We start from the raw sequence: 26,901 nt of genomic DNA, 5'->3' as shown, positions 1-26,901 counted from the left end.
ATGACAGCCGCTAATACTGTACTCCCGCCACAAACACCCCAGCTGTGGCAACATATCGCGGAGTTAAAGCCACGCCTGCGCAAACATGTTCGTATTCTTGTTCAGGATTATCGCGGCGAACGCTGGTATCTGTTACATGACGAGTCAGCCGGACGATTTAATCGCTTTAATGCCGCTGCATTTGAAGTCATCGGCCGACTCAATGGTGATTTTACTGTTCAGGAAATCATGCATCTTGCTAATGAGTCGCGTCACACCAATCAGGCACTCACACCTGAAGATATCATGCAGATTCTAGCGCAGCTTCACGGTGCTGAAGTACTTCGCGGAGCACTGCCACACAGCGCTGAGGATGTGCTTAATCGTTACTCACAGTCTAAGCGTCAGCGACGCCGCGCCCTCAGCAACCCGCTATCATTACGTATACCGCTGTTTGACCCTAACCGCTTGCTTGACCATTTAGCGCCCTTAGCACGATTCTTTTTTTCACACACGGGCCTGGGGATATGGCTGAGTATTGTGCTGCTCGCTGTGCTTTTGGCATTAACTAATACGTCTCAAATCAGCGCTGCTATTGGCGCTAAAACACTCAGTGCCTCTGAAGTATTATCATTCTGGCTGCTATACCCGGTGGTTAAAATTTTCCATGAATTAGGACATGGCATGGCCGTCAAAGCATGGGGTGGTGAAGTCCATGAAACCGGAATAACCCTGCTGGTATTTATGCCGGTTCCTTATGTTGATGCTTCTGCTGCTTCAGCATTTCGTGATAAAAAGCGACGCGCAATGGTCGGCGCCGCCGGTATTTTTGTCGAGTTACTGCTTGCCGCCTTCGGACTCTTTATATGGCTATTAACCGAACCCGGAATCGTGCATGAAACAGCCCTGAATCTGGCCCTGATCGGCAGTATTTCTACCCTGCTGTTTAACGGAAATCCTTTACTGCGTTTTGATGGCTACTATGTGCTTGAAGATCTGGTAGAGATTCCTAACCTTGCATCACGCTCAGGTCGTTTTTATATCTACCTTATTCAAAAATATATACTTAAGCTAAGCGACACACGCTCGCCGGTCACGGCCGACGGCGAACGTGGCTGGTTCTTTTTCTATGGATTCGCCTCACCGCTCTACCGGTTATCAATCCTGGTCGGCATTGCACTATACCTGTCCACGGAGTTTTTGATTGTCGGCGTTATCCTCGCCTGCTGGGCCGTTTTTATACAGTTGATCAGACCCCTGATCCGCACGTTTACCTTTCTTGCCACCAGTCAACGCTTAGAAGCAAAAAGAACACGGGGGTTTGTTGCACTAGGTGTCACTTTGCTTCTACTCGGCAGTCTTCTGATGGTACCCGTGCCCTTGATTACACAGGCGCAAGGCGTGATAGCGCTAAACGATAACAGCCAGGTACAGAGCGACCTGGATAGCTTTGTGAAGGAAATATTCGTCACGCCAGGCAGCCATGTCACCAGCGGAGAACTACTCTTTCAACTCAAGGATGAGACACTGCTCACCCGACAAAAAACACTCTATGCACGCTTAAACGAACTGCGAACACAGCAAGCTTCAGAACAAAAACGCAGCCGTGTCCGGGGAGCCATGATCGCTGACGATATCAATGCAGTCACAGCCGAACTTACACAGGTAGAGGCTCGCATAAAAGGGTTACAGATACGCAGTCCTGCAGAAGGGAGCTTCATTTTTCATGATCCCTATGAGTTACGCGGGCAATTTGTACACCAGGGCGATGTACTGGGATATGTAATACAGGATAAACAACCGATTGTGCGCGCGGTCATCAAACAGCAAAGCGTCGGACTGTTACGTACAAAACCCTTATCAATCGACGTGATGCTGGCTGGCCAGACAGGGGCACCAATAGCCGCGACTTTATTACGCCAAGTTCCTGCCGGTAGCATTAAACTACCTCATCCGGCACTGGGGGCTTTAGGCGGCGGTGACATCACGGTGGATACGCGCGATGAAACTGGCTTCACAGCAACAGAAAAGGTTTTTCAATTGGATCTTGCACTACCTCAAGGCACTCAGGTACCCGGTATTGGTGGACGTGTTTATATTCGCCTGAATCATGGATCAGAAGCTTTATGGCAGCAATGGGAAAGAAGCATTCATCAACTATTGTTAAGTCATCTTAAAGTGTAAATTTATTGCATCAATAATCTGACATTTGAAATATAAATCTAAAGAAATTAGACATTAAGGCGAAAACCCTTGCTATGCTAACTAAGCCAACAGATAAAATATCCAAGCTGACATTAAGGGACATTATGGATTGCACCCGGGGAATAGGTCATCACTTATCAGCACTCCTTATGCTATCTATGCTACTGCCCTCGATCGCGTTAGGGGACTCATCCGGCACGCCAGCCAGAAATCTATCTCACATGCCATCTTACATGCCATCCCACATGCCAGCCAACACACTCGAGCCCTTAGACTGCGTCATTAATCCCAGTATCGTCGCCGATTTAGGCAGCAGTATTCCGGGAGTGTTAAGCACTGTATTGGTTGATCGTAGTGATTTTATTAAGTCCGGCGAAATAGTCGCCACACTGGAATCAGGTGTTAATACAGCCGCATTAGAGTTAGCACGGACACGGGCTGCACTCACGGCAGAAATTGACTTACGTCGCCTCAATACTGCATTCGGCCAGCGCCAGTACAAGCGGGTTGAAGATCTGTTTTCCAAGAAGGTTATTTCCAGTAAAGACATGGATCAGACAGAAACCGAATTAAAATTAACGCGACTTCAGTTACGCCAGGCCAGGGACAACCAAAAACTTGCACAACTGGAGGTCGCTCGTGCCCAGGAAGTATTGGAGCAACATAGCATTCGTAGCCCTATCTCCGGCGTTATCATGGATCGATTCAAAACAGTCGGCGAATATATTGATGACCAACCGGTTGTACGTGTGGCACAGCTCTCGCCGCTTCATGTAGAAGTTATTGTTCCGGTACAACAACTGGGAAAAATTCAGAAAGGCATGATGGCAGATGTCTGGTCGGATGCCGTCGGTGGCAAATGGCAGGCGAAAGTAAGCCGTGTTGATCGCGTTGCCGATGTCGCCAGTGGTACTTATGGCGTGCGCCTGACACTGGATAATCCTGATTATAAAATTCCTGCGGGGTTACGCTGTCGTATCAATTTCATTCCAGAGGAAGACACGACCCCGTTGCAGCCGATTGCTGATGATGAAGCAGGTCAAGTGAGTAATCTTAAACTGGAAACGGCTGCACCAGAGCAAACAGAAGAAAAAGTAGAACCGGCTGCAGCTGAAGAGACAGCAGCAGTAATAGAAACGGAAACGGCTGTCCCGCTGGAAACGGTAGCTAAAACAGAAACAGCACCACAAGAAGAAACAGTAGCTCAGATACAAGCGGACACGCATCCCGAGGCAACTGAATGCGCCTGGTTAGGCCCCTATAACGATAAGGCGACTGCAAACCAGAAAGCAACCACGATACAAGTTGAAGGTATCGATATCAGCGTACAATCCCTGCCAGACAATCAGCCGACAGGTATCAAAGTATTATCGCCTCCCTTTGATACAAAAAAAGAAGCGAATGCTTACCTGAGCAAGCTGCGCTCATTAGGTGATAAAGATCATTTTCTTATCAGAAGCCAGAAAAATGAACCGCATCAGGTATCGCTAGGTTTATATTCGGCTACCGACAGTGCTGAACTGCGTGCAAGCAGACTAAAAAAGAAAGGCTTTGATGTAGTGCTCGAGCCACGATATACACAGCACCACTGGTTATTAATCAATGGCGACCTATCCCAGCTCGGAAGCAACACGTTGCAAGCAATAGCAGATACCGCCACGCTAGCTCCCTCAATTTCCTGCAACACCACAGCCAGCCTGTAACACCCAAACCTGCCTGCAACACCCAAACGCCAAACTCCAAACCAGCCATTAACATCCAAACCAGCCTGCACAAAGCAACAGCGGTATTTGATGAAACCAGCACACTGGTCTACTTTTAATGGGTATAGGTAAAACATAACCAGTCATTATCAGCACCCATCAGGCCTGGACACTCACGCTATGAAAAAACCGGCTTCCAGACGTAAGCAAGCATATGCCACGCCCATTTTCGAAGGGCTGGAACCCCGCATCCTGCTCTCTGCAGACCTGCCAGGTCTTGATGTTCTGACTCATGATTCCCAAGCGGAATCAGAAAGTAGCATTAGCAGTATTCTTAGCAATGCAGAAAGCGAAGTGGCGCGTATTAATAGCGACCTGATTAAAACAGAAAATGCAGATGTTCAAGGCGATTTTGATAATACAGGCATTGATGATAAAGACATTGGTGATAAAGGCATTGCTGATGATGATGCATTTTTAGCATCACCTGATGTACCGCCAGCACTGAGCTATGAACTGGCTTTTATTGATTCGACAGTCCCCGATTACCAACAATTAATTGAGGACCTGCAATTACAATCAACAGATACACGCATTATTGATGTCGTCATTCTTGATGCCGACCGCAGCGGTATTGAACAGATCAGCGACGCGCTGAACGGCTATTCCAACCTTAATGCAATTCATATTATCTCCCACGGCGCTGATGGTGCGGTTGATCTTGGCAATACGCAACTCAACAATCAGAGTTTGGCAGAACACAGTGAGCAGCTACAAGCCTGGGGCGCGTCTCTGGATGGCGAAGCGGATATTCTTTTTTACGGCTGCGATTTAGCGGCGACTTCGGAAGGAAGAGCATTGATCGATCAGATTGCCAATCTGACTGGCGCTGATATTGCCGCCTCTGATGATCTGACCGGCAGCGCTGATCTGGGGGGAGACTGGGATCTGGAGTACGTCAGGGGTGAGCTGGAAACCAACCTGGCGATAGGTGCCACACTGCAGCAGAATTGGGATTTTCTGCTGGCTGCAACCGTTGATACTACCTCTACCGGTGCGAGTAACGGCGAGGATATCCTGGTTTCGCACACCACCTCCGGTTCCGATCGTCTGATGATGATCGGCGTCACGCTTAACCACGCCGGCGCCTCTGATTCAGTCAGTTCCATCACTTACAATGGCGGCAGCGCTAATTTAATAGGCATCCAGAAGAACGGTGATGCCCGGGTCGAAATCTGGGCGCTGGTTGCGCCGGATCTGGGAACCTACGACGTAGATGTGAAATTCAGCGCCAACTCAGACGGTGTCGCGGTCGGTGTCACCACCTTCACCGGCGTCGATCAGACAACCCCTCTGGGTACATTCGCGTCTAATTCGGGCACCTCCGGAAGCGCCTCGCTAACGGTCACTTCCGCCACAGACGAGCTGGTCTACGGTTTGGTGGCAGCGGACGATCCGGCCGATTATGACCTGATTACCGGGGCCGGAACCGATCAGGTGGACAACTGGGATGCTTACGGATTCCAAATCAATGCAGGCGGAAGTACCAAGGCAGGGGATGCCACACCGGTCGGCATGTCATGGACCTGGACCGGCAGCGACGCCTGGTCGACGGGGGGTGTATCGATCAAAGCAGCCCCCAACAATGCACCGGTACTGGATGACACTCAGACACCCGTTCTGACAGCGGTCGACGAAGACGCCGGAACGCCGGTTGGCGCGGTCGGGTCGCTGGTTTCGGAACTGGTCGACTTCGCCAGCCCCAGCGGTCAAGTGGACAATGTGACAGACGCCGACAGCGGCGCCGATCTGGGCATCGCGATCACAGCCGCCGATACGACCAACGGCAGCTGGTTTTACTCGATCGATAACGGCAGCAACTGGAACGCATTAGGTGTGGTCAGTGAATCAAGTGCCCGGCTGCTGGCCGCCGACGCTGATACGCGGATCTACTTTCAGGGTGATGCCAACTACAACGGCACGCTCGCCAATGCGATTACCTTCCATGCCTGGGACCAGACAACTGGCAGCAACGGTGGTACGGAAAATCTGACACCCACCAGTTATACGATGCGCGACCAGTTTGACACGGTATCGTTCAGCAACAGCGACGGGACAGTGAGCTGGAATTCAGACTGGCAGGAGATCGGCGAGTCCGACGGCACTGGCTCCGGGCGAGTCCGAATCGGTAACTTCACCGGGCTGCTGTCTACAAACGAAGTGGCCCTGGATACGAACTCGTTGTCCACAGGTATTAGCCGCAGTGCGGATCTGAGTAGTGCGAGCAGCGCCGTCTTGAGTTTTGACTACGGGCGCACAGGCGCAGGTGCAGGCAGCATCGATCTTGAAATCCATGACGGTACCAGCTGGAATCTGCTGAATACATTTACGCTGAATGTAGATGACACTGTGGCCCAGACCTACAGCGAGGATATCAGCGCCTATGCAGACGCCAACACCCAGATACGATTTGTGGTTACCAACACTGAAGCAGGCAGTCGCCTCTACCTAGATAATGTCCAGATCGGGTTCGATGCCGTTGCCGGCGGCACCACTGCTTTTTCAAGCGCATCGGATACCGCTTCGCTGGTGGTTAATCCGGTCAACGATGCGCCGACCGCAGCCGATAACACGGTCTCGACTAATGAAGACGTCGATTACATATTCGATGCCGCCGATTTCAATTTCAGCGACCCCGACAGCGGCGACTCTTTGCAACAGGTACGCATTACCGCCTTGCCTGCGAACGGGACGCTGCAACTGTCGGGGGTAGATGTCGACCTTAACCAGATCATTGGAATTGCAGATATCAATCTGGGCAACCTGGTGTTTGTTCCGAACGCTGATGAAAACGGCACTGGCTATGCTAACTTTGAATTCGAAGTAAGCGACGGCGTGTCGACCGGCGCGACGGGAACTGAGCTTAATTCGTTCCCCACCACGACTCCCCAAGTAAATTCGATGAGTGGACTGGCCTTCGATGGCACTGGTCTGTGGCTCACCAGTCCGAATGATGATGCGATTTATAATTACGACACCGCCGGTAACCTCGTCATCAGTTTTGCCTCGCCTGGGACTTTTCCGACCGGAATCACCTTCGATGGCACGAACTTATGGGTAGTCGATCGTGATGCCAACATGGTCTATGAAATCGATACGCTCGGTAATGTGCAGTCGAGCTTCGCCACGCCAGGCACTGATTCGCGCGGCCTGACCTGGGACGGCAGCAGTCTGTGGCTAGTCGAAGGTAGCGGCTCACTTATCTATAAACTCAGCACTACGGGGTCGATTATATCCAGCTTTGCCTGGCCGGACGATTACTTGCGCGATATCACCTGGGACGGAAGCAACCTATGGGTAGCCGACGGCAACGACCAACAAATCATCCAGATTGATACTAGCGGCAACACGATTTCCAGTTTCGCCTCGCCCAGCACCCACGCCACAGGCCTTACCTTTGATGGCGTCGATTTCTGGCACGCCGACGCCGATAGCGATACGGTTTATCAACTGGCGGGATCGAATAGCGTCGGGTACTCAGCTTCCGCCTATACGATGACCCTGAACGTGACAGCGGTCAACGATGCCCCGGTAAATTCCGTGCCCGCTACCCAAACGGTCATTGAAGAAACGACCACGGCCATTTCCGGCATCAGCATTGCCGATGTGGATGACAATGGTGGACTTGTCATGACCCGTCTTCAGGTCAGTAACGGTGCACTAAACGTAACCTTATCCGGCGGCGCAAGTATCGCCGGGGGTAGTAACGATAGCGTCGAAATATACCTACAAGGTACCGTTACCGATATCAACAACACCCTCGCCTCACTGACTTACACAGGTAACACAGATGTCTATGGCACCAATGCGGACACACTCACGGTAACAACTTTTGACGGGGGTAACACCGGCAGTGGTGGTTCGCTAAACGATATAGACTCTTTCCAGATAAACATCACCAATGTCAACGACGCGCCGGTTATCACGGGTGGACCCGCCACAGGCAGTCTGACCGAAACAAATACAACACTCACCGACAGCGGCACGCTAACAGTAAGTGATGCGGATACCACAGATTTAGTCACCGCCTCGGTAGAGACTGTGGCGGTTTCGGGTACCGGCAGCACCAGCCTAAGCAACGCAGCACTGAAGACGATGCTTTCGGTCGCGCCGACCGCGATCCTGGACGGAACACAGACCAGTGACACACTCACCTGGTCGTTCGACTCGGGTGCTGAGGCTTTCAACGAACTGGCTACCGGCGAGACTTTGATCCTTACCTACACAGTCAAAGCGATCGACGATGCAGGCACACCGTTAAGTGACACCGAAACCGTCACCATCACCATCACCGGTAGCAATGACGCTCCGACTGGGCAAGACAAAACCATCGTCACGCCAGAAGATACTGTCTATACATTCACGCTGACCGATTTCGGCTACAGCGATGTAGATGGAGACGCAATCGCACTGGTTAAAGTTTTTCCCATCGCTGCTGGAGATTTTGTTCAATTGGATGGTGTCGTCCTTGCCGCCAGCGAAATTCACGATATCAGCATTAGCGATATTAACAATGGGAAATTAACATTTAATCCGCCGGCAGATGCAGTTGGAACTGCTCCCCTACTCTATTTTGGAGTGAATGACGGCACTGTAGATAGTGTAGCCAAAACGATTAGCGTAGAGGTTACAGCTGTCAACGACGCGCCCGTCGCCACTGCAGATCCAGGCAATTACAGCAACGAAATACAGGTATTAAATCCTTTAAGCTACTGGCGTCTCGGTGAAGCCGCAGGTGCTGCCGACGACCTGGGTTCCAGTGCAAATAGCGGTACCTATAACGGCGGCACACTCAGCCAAAGTGGTGCTATTAGCGGGGACACCAACACTGCTGTGCATTTCAATGGTAGTAGCGATTATGTAGCTATTGCGCATTCTGACGACTACCTAATAGATGATGGCACCATTCAACTCTGGTTCAATGCCGATAATGTTGCCAATGGCGACCTTCAACATCTATTTTCCAAAGATTCTCAGGGTAATGACACCGGCGGTCACGTCAGCATGTATCTGACCGCTACAGGCTCTCTCGAAGTGCGCATGCAAAGCGCCCTAGCCGATTATATTCTCACTTCCACCTCAACCGTCAGTCAGGGTAATTGGCATCATGCCGCCCTGTCTTTTGGCGGCGATGGTATGGAGCTTTACCTCGATGGGCAGCTTGTTGACAGCGATGTTTACACAGGAGGCCTCGGTACAACATCAGGGGACATTGGAAACTACGAGCAGATCGCCATCGGTGGCGGTACACAAAATAGCGGCGACTTGATTATCACCCCCGTGAACCAGTTTTTTACCGGTTTCATTGACGAAGTCGCCATACTGGATGGTCAATTAAGCAGCCAATCCATACAACAATTGTATGACTCTGGTAGAAATCAATTTCAACTCGATGAAGATGCAACGCTGACGCTTTCAGCTACGTCAGGCGTATTAGCTAATGATACCGATGTCGATGGAGATACCTTAACCGTCACTGAAATAAATGGTAACGCCGCAAGTATCGGCAATCCATTAACACTGGCTTCGGGAGCGTTGGTCACACTAAATGCAGATGGCAGCCTGTTTTACAATCCCAATGGTCAATTTGAAACTCTGAACTCAGGCGATACCACTACCGATTCATTTAGTTATACGGTGAATGATGGGTTCGGTGAAACTGATACAACGACCGTTACTATCAGCATTACCGGTGTCAACGACGCACCGGTTATCACAGGCGGACCCGCTACCAGCAGCCTGTCCGAAACAAATGCAACACTGACGGACAGCGGCACGCTGACGGTAAGTGATGTGGATACTACAGATTTGGTCACCGCCTCGGTTGATACTGTGGCGGTGACGGGTACCGGCAGTACCAGCTTAAGCAACGCAGCACTGAAGGCGATGCTTTCGGTGGCGCCAACTGCGATACTAGACGGAACAGAGACCAGCGACACGCTCACTTGGTCATTTGACTCGGGTACTGAGGCTTTCAACGAACTGGCTACCGGCGAGACTCTGATCCTTACTTACACAGTCAAAGCGATCGACGATGCCGGCACGCCGTTAAGTGACACCGAAACCGTCACCATCACCATCACCGGCAGCAACGATGATCCGACCGCCGCCAACAACACCGTCACCACAAACGAGGATGCGACCTATACCTTTGCGGCCTCAGACTTCAACTTCGCGGATATCGATGATGATACGCTGGGGAGTGTAGAGATCACCAGCTTGGAGAGTGCAGGCGACCTGCAGTTGAACAATGTTGACGTGACGCTGAATCAGGTAATTACCAAGGCCGATATCGATGCGAACAAGTTAAAATTCATCCCAGTAGCCAATGCCAACGGCAATGCATATGACAGTTTTGGCTTCAGCGTCAACGACGGCACTGCCGACAGTACCGCAAGCTATACGATGACCGTCAACGTGACAGCGGTCAACGATGCGCCCGTACTGAACACCGCTGCTTCACCCACCTTGACCTCGATTACGGAAGATGCGGCAAACCCCACAGGCGACACCATCGCCGCTCTGGTCGTTGACGGATCGATAACCGATGCCGACGGGAGTGCGGTGGAAGCGATAGCCATCACCTCAACGGGCAACGGCTATGGCAGCTGGGAGTACTCAGTCAATGGCGGCACCAATTGGAACGCGGTAGGAACCGTCAGCCCAAGTTCAGCCCTGTTGCTGGCGGCCACCGACATGCTTCGATACATTCCAGACGGCCAGCACGGCGAGACCCAACAGATTACCTATCGCGCCTGGGATCAGAGCGGTGTGACTGCTGGCTTACATGGCACCAAGGTCAGTACGGTAAGCAACGGCGGCATAACACCATTCAGCAGCGCATTGGAAACGGCATCCATCACAGTCACCGCAATCAACGATACGCCCGCCGCAGTCAATGACGCCTACAGCGTCGATGAAGATGGCACATTGAACTCCAGCGCGACCTGGTTCGACGATGATTGGACCTATCGCAGGACACTGAGCTTCGATAACCTCGATCAGACGGAAGATCTGGCAAACTTTCCTGTACTGGTGAAACTCGACGCGACGCGTATCGACTACACCAAGACAAGCGATGCCGGGGAAGATCTCCGCTTCGTCGACGCAGATGGCAACCTGCTGGCCCACCAAGTTGAGCAGTGGGACGAGTCCGGCACCTCGTATGTCTGGGTAAAGGTGGCGCAGGTCGACGGTGCATCCAGCAGCGACTTTATCCACATGTACTATGGCAACGTCGCCGCGGTCTCTGCCGAGGGGCAGGTGTGGAGCGAGGACTATCAGGCGGTCTACCATTTGAATGAAGCCGCCGGCGTGATCGCCGATTCAACCGCGAACAGTTTTGACGGTAGCAACAACGGCAGCGTCGATGGCAGCGGATTTATCGGTAACGGTCAGGTTTTCAACGGATCGAATCAATGGATAGATCTGGGCTCCCAGGCCTTTTTGAATAACACACCCGCCGCTACACTGTCGGCCTGGATCAAAACCGACACCCTGTCGGGCTCAGGAGACATCGTCTCGGTATCGGTCGATACCAGTGGGGGGGCATCTCCACAGGCATCCCGCGCGGCGATCAATCAACTAGGCGATGAAGTTCAGGTGGTACTGCGCGCTAACGATGCGAACAGCGGTGATGTCAGGGTAATCACGACAACCACCAGTCCACTGGCAGTGGGAGAATGGCACTACGTATCAGCAGTGATCGATTATGCCAATGACTCCCTGGTTATCTACGTGGATGGTGTTGAACAGACACTCTCGGGAGCCGTGAGTTTTACCAATACCGCCACGCCGAATACCGACTCGAGCTATGGCGCAATCGGTAGTAACGAAGCAGGCGCCAACTCGTTCTTTGATGGCAGCGTCGACGAAGTACGCATCGCCAACACTGCACGCTCTGCGGACTGGATGGCCGCCCAATACGCGAGCATGTCGGACCACTTTGTTACTATCAGCGCTGAGCAGACGGCCGCCGGCGTGCTCGACAACGACATCGATCCAGAAGGCGATTCTCTGACGGTCAACACCACACCGATAAGCGATGTTACCAACGGCACACTGTTGCTGAATGCCGACGGCTCCTTCAGCTACACGCCCGATGCGGACTTCAACGGCAGCGACAGCTTTACCTATCAAGTGAGCGACGGCAACGGCGGTGTGCATACCGCCACCGTGACGCTTACCGTCAATGCGGTCAATGATGCGCCTGTGCTCGATGCCAGCGAGGCCAATCTCTGGTTTAGCACAACGGCGGATGTCTCTGGTTCGAGCGCGAACGGACTGGCCAACTGGAGCGACGGCGAGATGCTCGAATTCGCTGCACCGGATCTTACTTTCGGCGAAAACACAACCGACGGCACCCTCTCCAGTACCGGCTTCAATCTGGACACCTTCGCCGGCGGCGATGCTGATATCGATGCGTTGCACTATGTCACGCAAACGGTGACCGTGGGCAGCGGCATTTCCGCAATAGACCTGCTGGCCGGTGACCTGTTACTTTCCACTCAATCCGGTGAAACACTGTCCAGCACTAACAGCCTCACGGTCACACACGAAGACATCTTCATATTTCGCCCCGACACCCCCGGTGACTACAGCGCAGGAACTTTCACCTTCCTGCTCGATAAACCCACGGGTGGCGGCGCTACTGGTATCTCGCTGGTCGAACAAAATACCCTAGTCGGCGATGTCACGCTTGAGGCCGGCACTTTCGTACTTGCCAAGAGTGACAAGACTATTTATCACTACTCCGCCGACACGGTTGGGGAGACCACGACCACAGGCACGCTGGTCACGCTGGTCGACGCTGCTGACATCGGCATCGATAAGAACATCGCTGGTGTCTCGTTGGTGCAAAATACGATGACCACTGGCGGTGTAACACTCAACAGCGGCCAGCTGTTGGTGACCTTGGTTGATGAAGACAACAACGTCGGCGGGTTCAATACTGAACGACGCGACATCATTGCGCTAACCATCACCCAGACCGGTACCACCACGCTGGGAAGTGCAAGCGGTCTCTTCTTCGACGGTGACAATGTCGGCCTGAGCAGTAATAACGAGGATATAGACGCACTGACCCTGGTGCCACAACCTCGCCTTACCCCTATCGTGGAAGATATTAGCAGTGCAGCCAACAGCGGCACGCTGGTCTCGGATCTGATCGCCAACCTGATCATGGATTTCGAGGGCGACCCAGACGGTATTGCGATAACCACGCTTGATGAAACCAATGGCAGTTGGGAGTATTCGATCGACGGCGGCAGCAACTGGCAGATCATCGATACAGTGACGGACAGTTCAGCGAGGGTATTGACAGCCACGGCCAGCGACCTGATCCGCTTTGTACCCACTGCCGACTTTAGCGGCAACGCGAGCTTCAGCTTTCGTGCCTGGGACGGCAGCGACGCTAACATCAGCGGCGCATCCGGTATCGATGCATCGAGCAACGGCGGCGTAGAGCCGTTCAGCGCTGACGCCCTTACCGCAAGCATCGAAGTCCGCAGTGTCAATGATGCGCCGGTGCTAATTAATAGCGGCGCGGATACGACACTGGAAGGGACAACACGCGTTTTCAACGCGGCCAATGCCAACCTGATCAGCATTACCGACGTCGACGCGGGGACCGATGAACTCGAAGTCTCCCTCAGCGTCACCTATGGAAGCGCAAGCCTCAGCGCCACCAGTGGTCTGACGTTCAGCACGGGCGACGGCGTCGCAGATGCCAGTATGGTGTTCCGCGGAACCCTCGCCGATCTGAACAGCGCACTGGACGGTTTAAGCTATACGCCGATTGCGCTCTACACCGGCGATGCGTCACTCAACATCCAGGTCAACGAGCTGCGTAACAGCTATCTGGGCACCAATCTTTTCGATCAGCAGACCCTCGCTATCACAATTACACCGGACGCAACCAATGATGCACCGGTCAACACAGTTCCGGGCCCTCAAGTGGTCGACGAAGACACCTGGCTGGAATTGAGCGTCGCCAACGGCAATGCCATCTCTATTGTTGACGACTCCGGTAACAATCCGATCCAGGTAACGCTTACCGCCGGCAACGGTGTACTCACGCTAGACAACCGTTTAGGTTCCGAGTTTACGATCAATTCAACGACGGCGGGCACCCAGAAAGACATCCAGATAATCACGACTGCTAGCGGTACCGGCATTGCAGTCTGGAACAGCAAGGACCAGGACGGCAGCGGCGAAGGCATTTTTGCCCAACTTTACGACGCTGATGGCGTGGCGCTGGGTGCGGAGTTCCAGGTCAACAGTTACACAGCTGACCATCAAAAAAGCCCCGCTGTTGCCGCTGCTGCAGACGGCAGCTTTGTTGTGGTTTGGCAGAGTAAGAATCAAGACAGTGACGGGGAGGGTATCTACGGGCAACGCTTCGATGCCGCCGCAAACACGCTTGGCTCTGAATTCAAGGTCAATTCAACTACAGCAGACAACCAGAAACTGCCAGCCGTGGCGATGAATGCATCTGGCGAATTTGTCGTTACCTGGCAAAGCAAGGATCAGGATGGCGACGGTGAGGGCATCTATGCGCAACGCTACGACAACCTGGGCAATAGCGTCGGCGGTGAACTGCTAGTTAACGCCACTACGGCAGATAACCAAAAAAATCCCGATGTCGCCATCGACACTGCCGGCAATTTTGTCGTTGTCTGGGACAGCAAGGGACAGGATGTCAGTGGTGAGGCAATCATCGGACGCCGCTTTGACAGCAGCAGCGGCTTTGGCACCGAGTTTCAGATCAATACCTACACCAGCGGCGGGCAGAAGTCGCCGGTCATTGAAATGCAGTCTACCGGCGAGTTCGTTGTCGCCTGGACAAGTGACAACGAAGACGGCAGCCGCAAAGGTGTTTTTGCCCAACGATTCGATGACTCTGCGCTACCGGTTGCATTGGGTACGGAGATTTCAGTCAACACGACCACCCTAAATGACCAGAAAGAACCGGCAATCTCGATGAATGCCAGCGGCGAGTTTGTGATCGCCTGGCAGAGCAAGGGACAGGACAACCTGGATGGTAAGGAGGGTATTTACGCCCAGCACTTTGCCGCCGACGGCAGCAGCCGTGGAGGAGAATTCCAGGTTAACACAACGACACTTGGCGGCCAAAAACTCCCCAGCGTCTCGTTACTGGATGACGGTAGCCTTTGGGCGGCTTGGGAAAACACAGAGATATTCAGTCAACGCTTTCAGAGCCCCGACACGCTGACATTCAGCGTCGGCGATGGTGTAAATGACGCCACCATGACATTCAGCGGCAGCCAGACCGACATAAACGCGGCGCTGGATGGATTGCGCTACTTTTCCACCGCGGGCGGACTGGACACGGTCACCATTACCACCAACGACAACGGCCATAGCGGCGGTGGTGCGTTGACCGATACCGACTCTTTCAACATCAACGTCAGCTCCGTCAACGATGCGCCGGTGATAACAGTTCCCGATCAGCAATCTGCCACCGAGGATGTTCCTTTTGTCTTCTCCGCTGGCAATGGCAACCTGATCAGTGTTAATGATATCGATGCTGGTGCTGGCTTACTGGAATTAACGCTGACGGCAACCAACGGGACGCTGACCCTGAATGGCATCAGCGGTCTGGCATTTTCCGTCGGTGACGGAAGCGATGATGCTGCGTTGACTTTTCAGGGTACTCTGGCAGATATCAACACAGCGCTAGACGGGCTCACTTTCACCACACCGGCTGAATTTGTCGGAATTGGAATGATCAATGTCGCGGTTGATGACCTGGGCAACACCGGAACCGGCAGCGCGTTAACTGACTCAGCGGTGATCTATGTCGACGTTCTGGCCGATGGGATCAATGACGCACCTGTCATTTGGGCTCCGGGCGACTTCGCCCTGCCGATCGATACCCTGGTGACGTTTGACGGCGCCAATCTGATTTCGATTGACGATGACGCAGGGATAAACCCGATCCAAGTAACCCTCACTGCAACCAACGGCACACTGACTGTCAACCAGCAAAGCGATCCCGAATTACTGGTCAACACCGTCACTTCGGACGCACAGTTGGGTGCAGTGGTTGCAGCAGCACCTAACGGCGCCTACGTGGTTGTCTGGCAGAGCGATAATCAGGATGGCAGCGGCAACGGTATTTTTGCCCAGATCTACGATGCGTTCGGCGATGCACAAGGTTCTGAGATTCTGGTCAATACTGAAACCGCCGGCAACCAGATCACCCCCACGGTGGCGATGGATTCACAAGGTAATTTCGTCGTCGCCTGGGAGAGCGATGGCAACCTGGACAGTGACGGACGAGGAATTTTCGTCCAGTTGTTCACGGTCAATGGCGAGAAGGTCGATATCGAACTGCAGGGCAATACTAACGGCGTCGATGATCAAACGGTTCCTGCGGTTGCAATGGATGACGCCGGCAATTTCGTGCTGGTGTGGCAGAGCAAAAATCAGGACGGTAACGGCGAAGGCATCTTCGCACAGCGCTTCGACTCGACCGGTGCCGCGATCGATGACGAGTTTCAGGTAAACAGCACCTTTGCCAATAACCAGACTGTGCCGGCGGTAGCAATGGATGCGGATGGTGACTTCGTCGTTGTCTGGCAGAGCACCAATCAGGACGGCGACGGTGACGGTATCTACGCACAGCAATTCAATGCCGACGGCACCGCCGAGGGTATCGAATTCCGGGTGAATTTTGAGACTGTGAAAAACCAGCGCGCACCGGCCGTCGCTATTGACGGAACCGGCAACTTTGTCGTGGCCTGGCAGAGTGAAAACCAAGATGGCGACGGCTACGGAATCTATGCCCGTCGCTTCGACGCCACCGGCATTGCGCTCGATCCCGCGGATGTTTTGGTCAATAGCGAGATAAGCAAAGACCAGATTGCACCGTCAATCTCCATGAACGCCGCTGGTGAGTATATCATTGCCTGGCAGAGCCAGGATCAGGACACCAATGGCGAAGGCGCCTACGGCCAATGGTTCAACGCCAGTGGTAGCGCCATCGGTGGCGAAGTACGGCTCAACACCACAGTAAGCAATGATCAAACGGCCCCATCGGTAGCGATTACTCGCAGTGGCGATTACATCGCCGCTTGGACCAGCACAAATCAGGATGGCAGCAGTGACGGTGTTTACTCGCGTCAGGTTGCCAATCCCGAAGGCCTGACGTTCACCACAGGCGACGGTAACAGTGATACCGTAATTGTCGTTACTGGCCAGGCACAGCAGATCAATAATGCGTTAAATGGTATGACGTTTACGCCAAACTCCAGCTTCAATGGCTTAGCCACGGTGCAGATCGATGTCGACGATTTAGGCAACACAGGTACCGGCGGCCCGTACACCGATGCTCACACTATTGAAATTGTCTACACCACTGCGCCGGTATTAAACAACACTGGTACACCTTCGTTCACCACCATTGACGAAGACGCCATCAACAATACAGGTGATCTGGTAAGCGCCCTTCTGGCAACTGGGGCGGCCGGTGATCCTATCAGCGACTCGGATGCAGGCGCCCAGGAAGGCATTGCAGTAACCGCTGTGGATAACAGTAATGGCACATGGCAGTTCTCCGCCAATGGTGGTGGCTCCTGGACAGCGTTCACCAGTGTGACTGAGTCTACAGCTGTGCTACTGGGAGTTGGAGTCAATGATCGAATCCGCTTTGTACCGGCCTCAAACTATAACGGCAGTGTGGATCCCGGCATCACTTTTCGCGCCTGGGATCAGAGCAATGAACGCGCCAGCGGCACCACCGGCGTCGATACCACAACTAATGGCGGCAACACGCCCTACAGCTCGGCTACAGAAACCGCATCCATCACTATTAATTCGGTCAACGACGCGCCGGAGCTGACCGATGGTCTGTCTACCAGCACGACCAAAGGCGGCAGTGGAGCCCCCTTCGCTGTCAATTTCGGCTCCTGGGCTCAGGTGTCCGACGTGGATGGGGCCGACTTCAGCGGCGGCACGCTGACCGCTTCGATCAGTTCTGGGGGGGAACCCACCGATGTGCTGCGTCTGGCACCCAGCGGAGGCGGCGTTATGACACTCTCCGGAAGCGACGTGCTGGTGAACGGCGTCACCGTGGGTAACTGGTCAGGTGGGACAAGTGAGACGCCGCTGATAGTCACCTTCAATGCCAATGCCGATGCCACCGACGTGCAGGCGGTTTATAAAAGAGTCGCATTTAGTAACTCCGACGATTATCCGGTCTTTGGTACGCGCACCCTCTCGGTTGTCGTGACCGACGGTGACGGCGGCACCAGCAACACCGGCACAGGGGAAGTTACACTGAACGACGTTGCCCCGACCGCCACAAACCGAAGCGCAGCTGAGAGCTATACAGAAGATACGCCGCTTGATTTGACCGACATCGTGATCAGCGATAACGACAGCGCCAATGTAACGGCGACGCTGACCTTGTCGAACACAACGGCCGGCAGCTTGAATACAGGCACTTCGAATGCAGTGACCTCTACCTACGATGCAGGAACCGGTGTATGGAGTGCCAGCGGGGCCACCGCCGATGTCAATGCGTTACTCGCTGGCCTCAGCTTTACACCAGCGTCCGACTTCAACGCCGACTTCACTATTGCCACCAGCATCAGCGACGGTGTCGCTGCGGCGATCACCGGCACGAAAACGATGACCGGTAGCGCCGTGAACGATGCTCCTACTTTGGGCAGCGGCACACTAACCTCGGTTGCCGAAGATACAGCCAACCCGACGGGTGAGGCGGTGAGCGACATCTTCACCGGGCAATTCGCCGATATAGACACAGGCTCCAGCTTCGGCGGCATTGCCGTGACAGGCAACAGCGCGAACGCGATTACTCAGGGCAGCTGGCAGTACTCGACCAACGCTGGCAGTGACTGGTTCGCCATCGGAACGGTAGCGGATGACGCCACCGCCTTGGTACTCAGCGACTCGACGCTAATCCGTTTTATGCCGGTGGCAGACTACTACGGCACACCAACGGCCTTGGAAGTGCGAGGCCTTGACGACAGCTATACGGGTGGCTTTTCGGCCACAGCGGGCAGCGAGACACGCGTCGTTGTTGATACCACCAGCAACGGTGGCATCACAGCTATCGCCGCTAGCGCTGCCAACCTGTCAACCGCAATAACCGCGGTAGCCGACACAGCGTCAGTGACTGACGCCACTACCGATGAAGACACCCAGTCGACAACTGGCCTGGTGATCACGCCCAACGGCGCGGATGGCGCCGAGGTGACGCACTTCAAGGTAACCGGCATCGCCAATGGCACGCTCTATAAGAACGACGGCACCACGCAGATAAACGACGGCGACTTCATTACTGTTGCCGAAGGCGCCGCCGGGTTGAAGTTTACCCCTGCGGCTGATTTCAATGGTGATGGCAGCTTTACGACCCAGGCATCAACATCCAATGTCGATGCCGGCCTCGGGGGCAGTACGGCGGATGCAACGATTACTGTGAATCCAGTCAACGATGCACCGATAGTGGATCTGGATTCAGACAACAGCTCCGGCGCTGGCGGAGCCAACTACACCACGATTTTCACTGAGGATGGCGGACCGGTAGCACTGTCCGATGTCCTTGACGCTTCACTCTCCGACCCCGATTTGGAGAATTTGGTCTCCCTGACCGTCACCATCGCCAACCCCTTGGATGGTGCCAATGAATGGTTGGCTGCAGACACCACAGGCACGGCTATCACCGCCAGCTATGACAGTAGCACGGGCGTGTTGAGCTTGACCGGTGCCGACAGTGCCGCTAACTATCAACAGGTGCTGCGTTCCCTGACCTACGACAATACTTCCGATGACCCGGACATCACGGCCCGTGTCATCACCGTCGTCGCTAATGATGGAACCGTGGACAGTAACACTGTGACGTGGAACCCGCCTGCAACACAGGGCCTTGTAGGCTACTGGAACTTCGATGAAGGCATGGACGAGCAGGCATTCGATCTTTCCGGCAACGGCAACCACGCCACGCTGACCAATACAACTTTGGCGGCCGATTGGGTGGAAGGAAATGCCGGCCAAGCGCTGAACTTCACCGGCACGGAAGATTACGTGGAAGTTCCTTATAGTGATGAACTCAAGCTGGACGGAGACTTTACCATCACCTTGTGGAACAAACCGGACAGCGTCGACACAAGAACACGCGTAGTTGCAGAATATGGAAATACACAGTGGCAAACAGATGGCTGGATGATTAATCAGTACGGTGATGATCTTTACTGGTACCACCAATCGTCCGGTCCCACATCCCAAGCGCTCAACGTGTTCGCTGTCGATCAGTGGACGCACATTGCAATTTCACGCAGCGGCGATACGTTTACACTGTATGTCGATGGAGTTCAGAGAGACCAGGACACGAAGACCGGTGTAGTCAGCGGAAACCATTCACTCTACTTTGGAAGCGGTGCCGGAGGGCAGAATTTCGATGGCACCCTCGACGACGTCCGCATCTACGACCAAGCGTTGAGTGCTGGAGAAATTGATGCGGTTTACCAAGACCGCGGAGCGACGACTGTGGTGAACATGGTCGCCGCCAACGACGCACCGCTGGTTACATCCAGTGCGGGTACTACTGCCTACAGCGAGCAAGCAGCGGCTACTATTATCGATAGCGGCATTGCTCTGGTTGATGCTGATGGTTTTAATGGCGCCGACCCGTCTGATCAATATACGGCAGTCATCCGTTTAACAGCGAACTACGAAACTGCGGATATCCTCGGTTTTACCAATACATCTAATATTCAGGGGGTGCTGACGGGTGACCTTTTAACTTTATCCGTCATCACTGGTCAAACAGCAACGCTGGCTGAGTTTGAGACCGCCCTTCGCGCAGTCACTTTCTATAACAACAGCGATACCCCGGGTGAGATGGATCGGACGATCACTTTCAGTTTCGATGATGGTGTGGACAGCTCTAATTTATCAACTAAAACGATACAAGTGACCGCCTTAAATGACGACCCAACAAATGTTGGTGTGCTTCAATCTGCTTCCGTGGTTACGGAAGACATCTCATCCACAATTGACCTGAGCGCCATAAATTTAAGCGATGCAGATGCAGGTGCTGGCGTGCTTACGATGACCTTGACTTCCAATACCGGAGGGAATCTGACGGCTGCTGCAGGGACCGGTATTACTATAGGTGGAAATGGTAGCGGCACGTTAACCCTCGAAGGGACCCAGACTGACCTAAATGCCTACCTGGATGCGGTTGGGAAAGTCACCTACCTGCACGGTACAGCCAATACCAGTGGTTTTGCAGCGGATACAATTCAAGTAGATATCACGGACAATGGCAACACGGGCAGCGGCGGTGGCGGCACAATTACCCTTGGCACCTTTAATATTGATATTACAGCGGTCAATGATGCTCCTATCGCGGTCAATGACCGTCCTGGCCTGAATTTTGATGGCATTGATGATTATATAAATATCCCTGATGCCACCAGTCTGATCATGACCAACACCTTGACTCTTGAGGCCTGGATCAATCTCGATGTGAGTACTGCATCCGAGCATATGATCTTGAACAAAGAAGGCGAATATGAAATAGCAGTACTAAATGGCACTCTCCAATGGGGTCTTGCTAATACAACTCCCGGCTGGAGCTGGCATGACACGGGAGAACCCGTTTTAACGAATCAGTGGACTCATATCGCATTCAGCTATAACAACGGCGATGCTCTTGCCTACATCAATGGTGTGCTGATTGACACGTATAATGGTTCAGGACCGATCGGCGATGCACACCCTGACCCAGATAAGAACGATCTGCGCGTTGGCGGACGATCGAATAATCCGGATGGAAAATACTTTGATGGTCAGATCGCCGATGTGCGTATTTGGAATACAGTCAGAACAGATGTCGAAATCAACGCCAACCAGAACGCCACACTGTCCGGCTCCGAAACAGGTCTGGTAGGGTATTGGCTGCTCAACGATGGATCAAGCACGACCGCAATAGATAGCTCACTCGAAGGCAATGATGGTCTGCTCGGTGGTGGAGTCGCCACACAGGAACCAACCTGGAGTGATTTTAGCGTAGATGAAGACGGTACACTGACCGTAACGGCCCCAGGCGTGCTGAGCAACGACTTTGATGCTGATGGCGATACGCTGACGGTCAACACCACACCCACTGTAAACGTTAGCAATGGCGTGCTTGCCCTCAGCAGCGATGGTTCATTTGTTTATACACCGAATGTTGATTTTAACGGCGTTGACAGCTTTACCTACGAAATTTCTGATGGTGAAGGCGGAACAGATACCGCTGAAGTCAGTATTACTGTGAATCCAGTCAACGATGCACCGAACTTGACTGCCGGTGCGACACTCGACTATTCCGAAGGAGATGCCGCCACAATTATCGATTCTACGATTACGCTTGCGGATGTCGATGATACGATGCTTGAAAGCGCCACGATTCAGATCACCGGCAATCTTCAGCCTGGTAAGGATATCTTGACCAGACCCGCTGCTGGCGGAATCCCGGGGATGTCCTGGATTCCGAGTACCGGAACGCTGACACTCACCGGAACGGCAACAGTTGCTCAGTACCAGGCAGTGCTTCGCAGTGTCACATTCGAGAACACCTCGGACACACCAAGTGAACTCACTCGCACCATCACCTGGACCGTCAATGACGGTAATGTCGATAGTGCGCCGCAGACCAGTACGATTACCGTCAATTCGGTCAATGACGCTCCGACCGGAGCTGATAACACTGTGACCACCAACGAAGATACCGATTACACCTTTACCTCCATCGACTTTGGCTTTAGTGACAGCAATGATTCACCCGGTGACGATTTGCTCAACGTCATTATTACCACAGCGCCAAACAATGGAACCTTGTATGTCGATAGCGATAACGATGGTCTAGTGGGGATTGGTGAGTCATTAGCAGATGGGGCTACTGTGTCGGCAACCGATATTAGTGCTGGTCAGCTGAAATTCAAGCCAGCCAGCGACGCAAACGGCACGGCTTATGATTCATTCACCTTTCAGGTTCAGGATGATGGCGGCGTGGCCAACGGTGGCATCAATACAGATCAATCAGCTAATACCATTACCATTAATGTGACTGCACAAGCTGACGCGGCCAGCATCACAGTGACCGCCGCCGATACTGCGGTAACCGAAGACGACGCCGGCAACAATACCGCCAATGGCACGGTAACCATAACCGATGTGGACACGGGTGAAGGCAGTTTGACCAGCAGCACTGCGACCTATGGTACGGTGAGCGTTGATGGCAGCGGCAACTGGAGCTACGCGCTCGATAACAGTAACGCGACGGTTCAAGCCCTGGCCGCCAGCGATACCCTGGCAGACAGCATCACCTTCACCAGTGATGACGGCACCACACAAACCCAGAGCATCACCATTACCGGCGCCAACGATACCGCCACGATCAGCGTCACCGCCGCCGATACAGCAGTAACCGAAGACGACGCCGGCAATAATACCGCCAATGGCACGGTGACTGTGACCGATGTGGATACCGGAGAAGGCTCGTTAACCAGCAGCACCGCGAGCTACGGCACCGTAACCGTCGATGGCAGCGGCAACTGGAGCTACGCGCTCGACAACAGCAATGCCGCCGTTCAAGCCCTGGCCGCCGGCGATACCCTGTCCGACAGCATCACCTTCACCAGTGATGACGGCACGACACAAACCCAGAGCATCACCATTACCGGTGCCAACGATGCCGCCAGCATCAGCGTTACCGCCGCTGATGCTGCGGTAACCGAAGATGACGCCGGCAACAATACCGCTAACGGCACCGTCAGCATCACTGACACCGATACAGGCGAAGGTTCGTTAACCAGCAGCACCGCGAGCTACGGTACGGTCACGGTCGATGGCAGCGGCAACTGGAGCTACGCGCTCGATAACAGCGACACCACGGTGCAAGCCCTGGCCGCCGGCGATACTCTGGCCGACAGCATCACCTTCACCAGCGATGACGGCACGACACAAACGCAGAGCATCACCATCACCGGTGCTAACGACACCGCCACGATCAGCGTCACCGCAGCCGATACCGCGGTAAACGAAGATGACGCCGGCAACAATACCGCCAGCGGCACGGTGACTGTGAGCGATGTCGATACGGGCGAAGCCAGCTTGACCAGCAGCACCGCCACGTACGGTACGGTGAGCGTTGATGGCAGCGGCAACTGGAGCTACGCGCTCGATAACAGCAATGCCACGGTAAACGCGCTGGCCGCAGGCGATACCTTGACCGACAGTATCACCTTCACCAGTGATGACGGCACCACACAAACCCAGAGCATCACCATTACCGGTGCCAACGATACCGCCACGATCAGCGTCATCGCCGCCGATACTGCGGTGACCGAAGATGACGCCGGCAACAATACCGCCAGCGGCACGGTAACTATCACCGATGTCGATAGCGGTGAAGGCAGTTTAACCAGCAGCACCGCGAGCTACGGCACCGTAACCGTCGATGGCAGCGGCAACTGGAGCTACGCGCTTGATAACAGCAACGCGACGGTTCAAGCCCTGGCCGCCGGCGATACCCTAACCGACAGCATTACCTTCACCAGTGATGACGGCACCACACAAACGCAGAGCATCACCATTACCGGTGCCAACGATACCGCCACGATCATCGTGACCGCTGCCGATACAGCGGTGACCGAAGACGACGCCGGCAACAATAACGCCAGCGGCACGGTAACTATCACTGATGTGGATACCGGCGAAGCCAGCTTAACCAGCAGCATCGCGACCTACGGCACGGTGAGCGTCGATGGCAGCGGCAACTGGAGCTACGCGCTCGATAACAGCAATAACACGGTAAACGCGCTGGCTGCCGGCGATACCCTGACCGACAGCATCACCTTCACCAGTGATGACGGCACCACACAAACGCAGAGCATCACCATTACCGGTGCCAACGACGCGGCAGTCATCGGTGGCGATACCTCCGCTGCCGTCAACGAAGACGGCACCCTGACGGACACCGGCGCACTAACGATTAGCGATAACGACGACGAAGCTGTGTTTATCACAAAGACAGCCGCGGCCTCTACCAGTGGCTACGGCAGCGTAGATCTCGATGATGCGGGTAACTGGACATACAGCCTCAACAACGCTCATGCGACAGTACAAGCCTTAAGTGAAGGCGAAATCCTCACCGATAGCTTTACCGCGACCAGCGCCGATGGCTCTACTCAGGTGGTTAACGTCACCATTACCGGTAAAGATGATGCGGCCAGCCTTGGCGGTAATACCTCAGCAGCGGTCAGCGAAGATGGGACTTTGACGGACACCGGAGCCCTCACCATCAGCGATACCGACGACGGTGAAGCGGTATTTACCACACAGACTTCCGCGGCTTCTACCAGTGGCTACGGCAGCGTGGATCTCGATGATGCGGGTAACTGGACATACAGCCTCAACAACGCTCATGCGACAGTACAAGCGTTAAGTGAAGGTGAAATCCTGACCGACAGCTTCACCGCGACCAGCGCCGATGGCTCTACCCAGGTGGTTAACGTCACCATCACCGGTAAAGATGATGCGGCCAGCCTTGGCGGTGATACCTCAGCAGCGGTCAGCGAAGACGGGACTTTTACGGACACCGGTGCCCTCACCATCAGCGATACCGACGACGGCGAAGCAGTGTTTACCGCACAACCCAGCGCTGCCTCTACCAGTGGTTACGGCACCGTGGATCTCGACGCTGCCGGCAGCTGGACTTACACGCTCAGCAATGGCAACGCTACGGTCCAAGCGTTAAGCCAAGGCGAAACGCTGGCGGACAGCTTTACAGCGACCAGCGCCGATGGCTCTACTCAGGTGGTTAACGTTACTATCACGGGTAAGGATGACCGCGCCGTTATCAGTGGTGATAGCAGCTTCAACGGTAATGAAGGGGATACGGTTGTCGGTGACTTAAATGCCACGGATATTGAAGGTCTCACTGACTCTACTTATTTCAGTGTAACGTCAGAAGCCACTATGGGTACGGCGGTGATTGATGCTGAATCTGGAGCCTGGAGCTTCACCCCGGCCAAGAGTAACTGGTTTGGTAACGACAGCTTTGAAGTTACCGTCACCGATGATGAAGGCGGCACCACGTCACAAACCATAAGCATTACGCTGGCGAATGTCGAGGACTCAACCTTCACGACAGATCCAGTAACGCTTACACCGGAAGCGGTAACACCAGCATCTAAGCCGACGGTTTCTCCTGTTGAAGAGGCTGTCTCTGATAATGGATCTGTCGATGAGTCCGATGAAGCGGAGTTCATCGACACATCAAGCAATGATGAAGCAACAGATAACACAGAAACGGGTAACCTCATTGATGTCAACACTGATGATACATCCGGGTTTCCAGCACCTATAGAAGCTAACGACATCTTTGTCAGTGTGTTATCTGACAGACCTACTACAATTAAGTCGTTTGAAGATACAAAGCCAACGGTTGAAATAACACAGACTTTCCTTCAGGAATTAGCATCATTCTGGAAAGACGATGGGTTATCTGTCATGCAACCTGATGAAACAGGCCGTAATAGCCCAGAGTTTATCAACGACGTTAATAAAATGTTAACAGACCTCGACAACGCTGCTGATATTGAAAATAAAGAAATGAAAATGAGCGCAGAAGCCATTACAGGAGTGAGCATTACATTGACAGCAGGCTTTGTAAGTTGGGCCTTACGTGCAGGCTCATTAGTCGCCAGCTTTTTGGCCGTTATGCCAGCGTGGCGAAACCTTGACCCAATGCCCATACTGGCTGCTGATGAGAAATCTCGTCGTAAACTTTCACCGCTTGATGACGATGACGACTTCGATGAGATATTGGATGAAGATACTGAAAAGACAGTTGATGACCTATTTGACCGTTAAAATGCTTACTCAATTCCGGATAACAAGTTGAAGCCATTATGAA

3 protein-coding genes are annotated in these 26,901 nt (G+C 53.7%); all 3 read left to right on the top strand.

Features of this window, described 5'->3' with window-relative positions:
* The 3 genes from BM099_RS02340 (at window position 1) to BM099_RS02330 (ending at window position 26,858) form a co-directional block, all read left to right on the top strand.
* Complete coding sequence (locus BM099_RS02340) at window positions 1-2,163, top strand: biotin/lipoyl-binding protein (protein ID WP_090723826.1); 2,163 nt, start codon at window positions 1-3, stop codon at window positions 2,161-2,163.
* 74 nt (window positions 2,164-2,237) lie between these two features.
* Complete coding sequence (locus BM099_RS02335; RefSeq protein WP_090723824.1) at window positions 2,238-3,887, top strand: efflux RND transporter periplasmic adaptor subunit; 1,650 nt, start codon at window positions 2,238-2,240, stop codon at window positions 3,885-3,887.
* A 180-nt stretch (window positions 3,888-4,067) separates the two neighbouring features.
* A complete protein-coding gene (locus BM099_RS02330; RefSeq protein WP_090723822.1) occupies window positions 4,068-26,858 on the top strand; it encodes a DUF2341 domain-containing protein in 22,791 nt (7,596 codons plus the stop codon).
* Window positions 26,859-26,901 lie beyond the last annotated feature (43 nt).

Origin of the sequence: Neptunomonas qingdaonensis, assembly GCF_900113275.1 — a bacterium.
Taxonomy (GTDB): Bacteria; Pseudomonadota; Gammaproteobacteria; order Pseudomonadales; family Balneatricaceae; genus Neptunomonas; species Neptunomonas qingdaonensis.
This window is presented reverse-complemented; position numbering and strand designations above follow the sequence as displayed.

Excerpts from the sequence above, each read along its gene's own strand:
- BM099_RS02340 (WP_090723826.1), top strand. The coding sequence starts at position 1 with ATGACAGCCGCTAATACTGTACTCCCGCCACAAACACCCCAGCTGTGG.
- BM099_RS02335 (WP_090723824.1), top strand. The coding sequence starts at position 2,238 with ATGCTAACTAAGCCAACAGATAAAATATCCAAGCTGACATTAAGGGAC.
- BM099_RS02330 (WP_090723822.1), top strand. The coding sequence starts at position 4,068 with ATGAAAAAACCGGCTTCCAGACGTAAGCAAGCATATGCCACGCCCATT.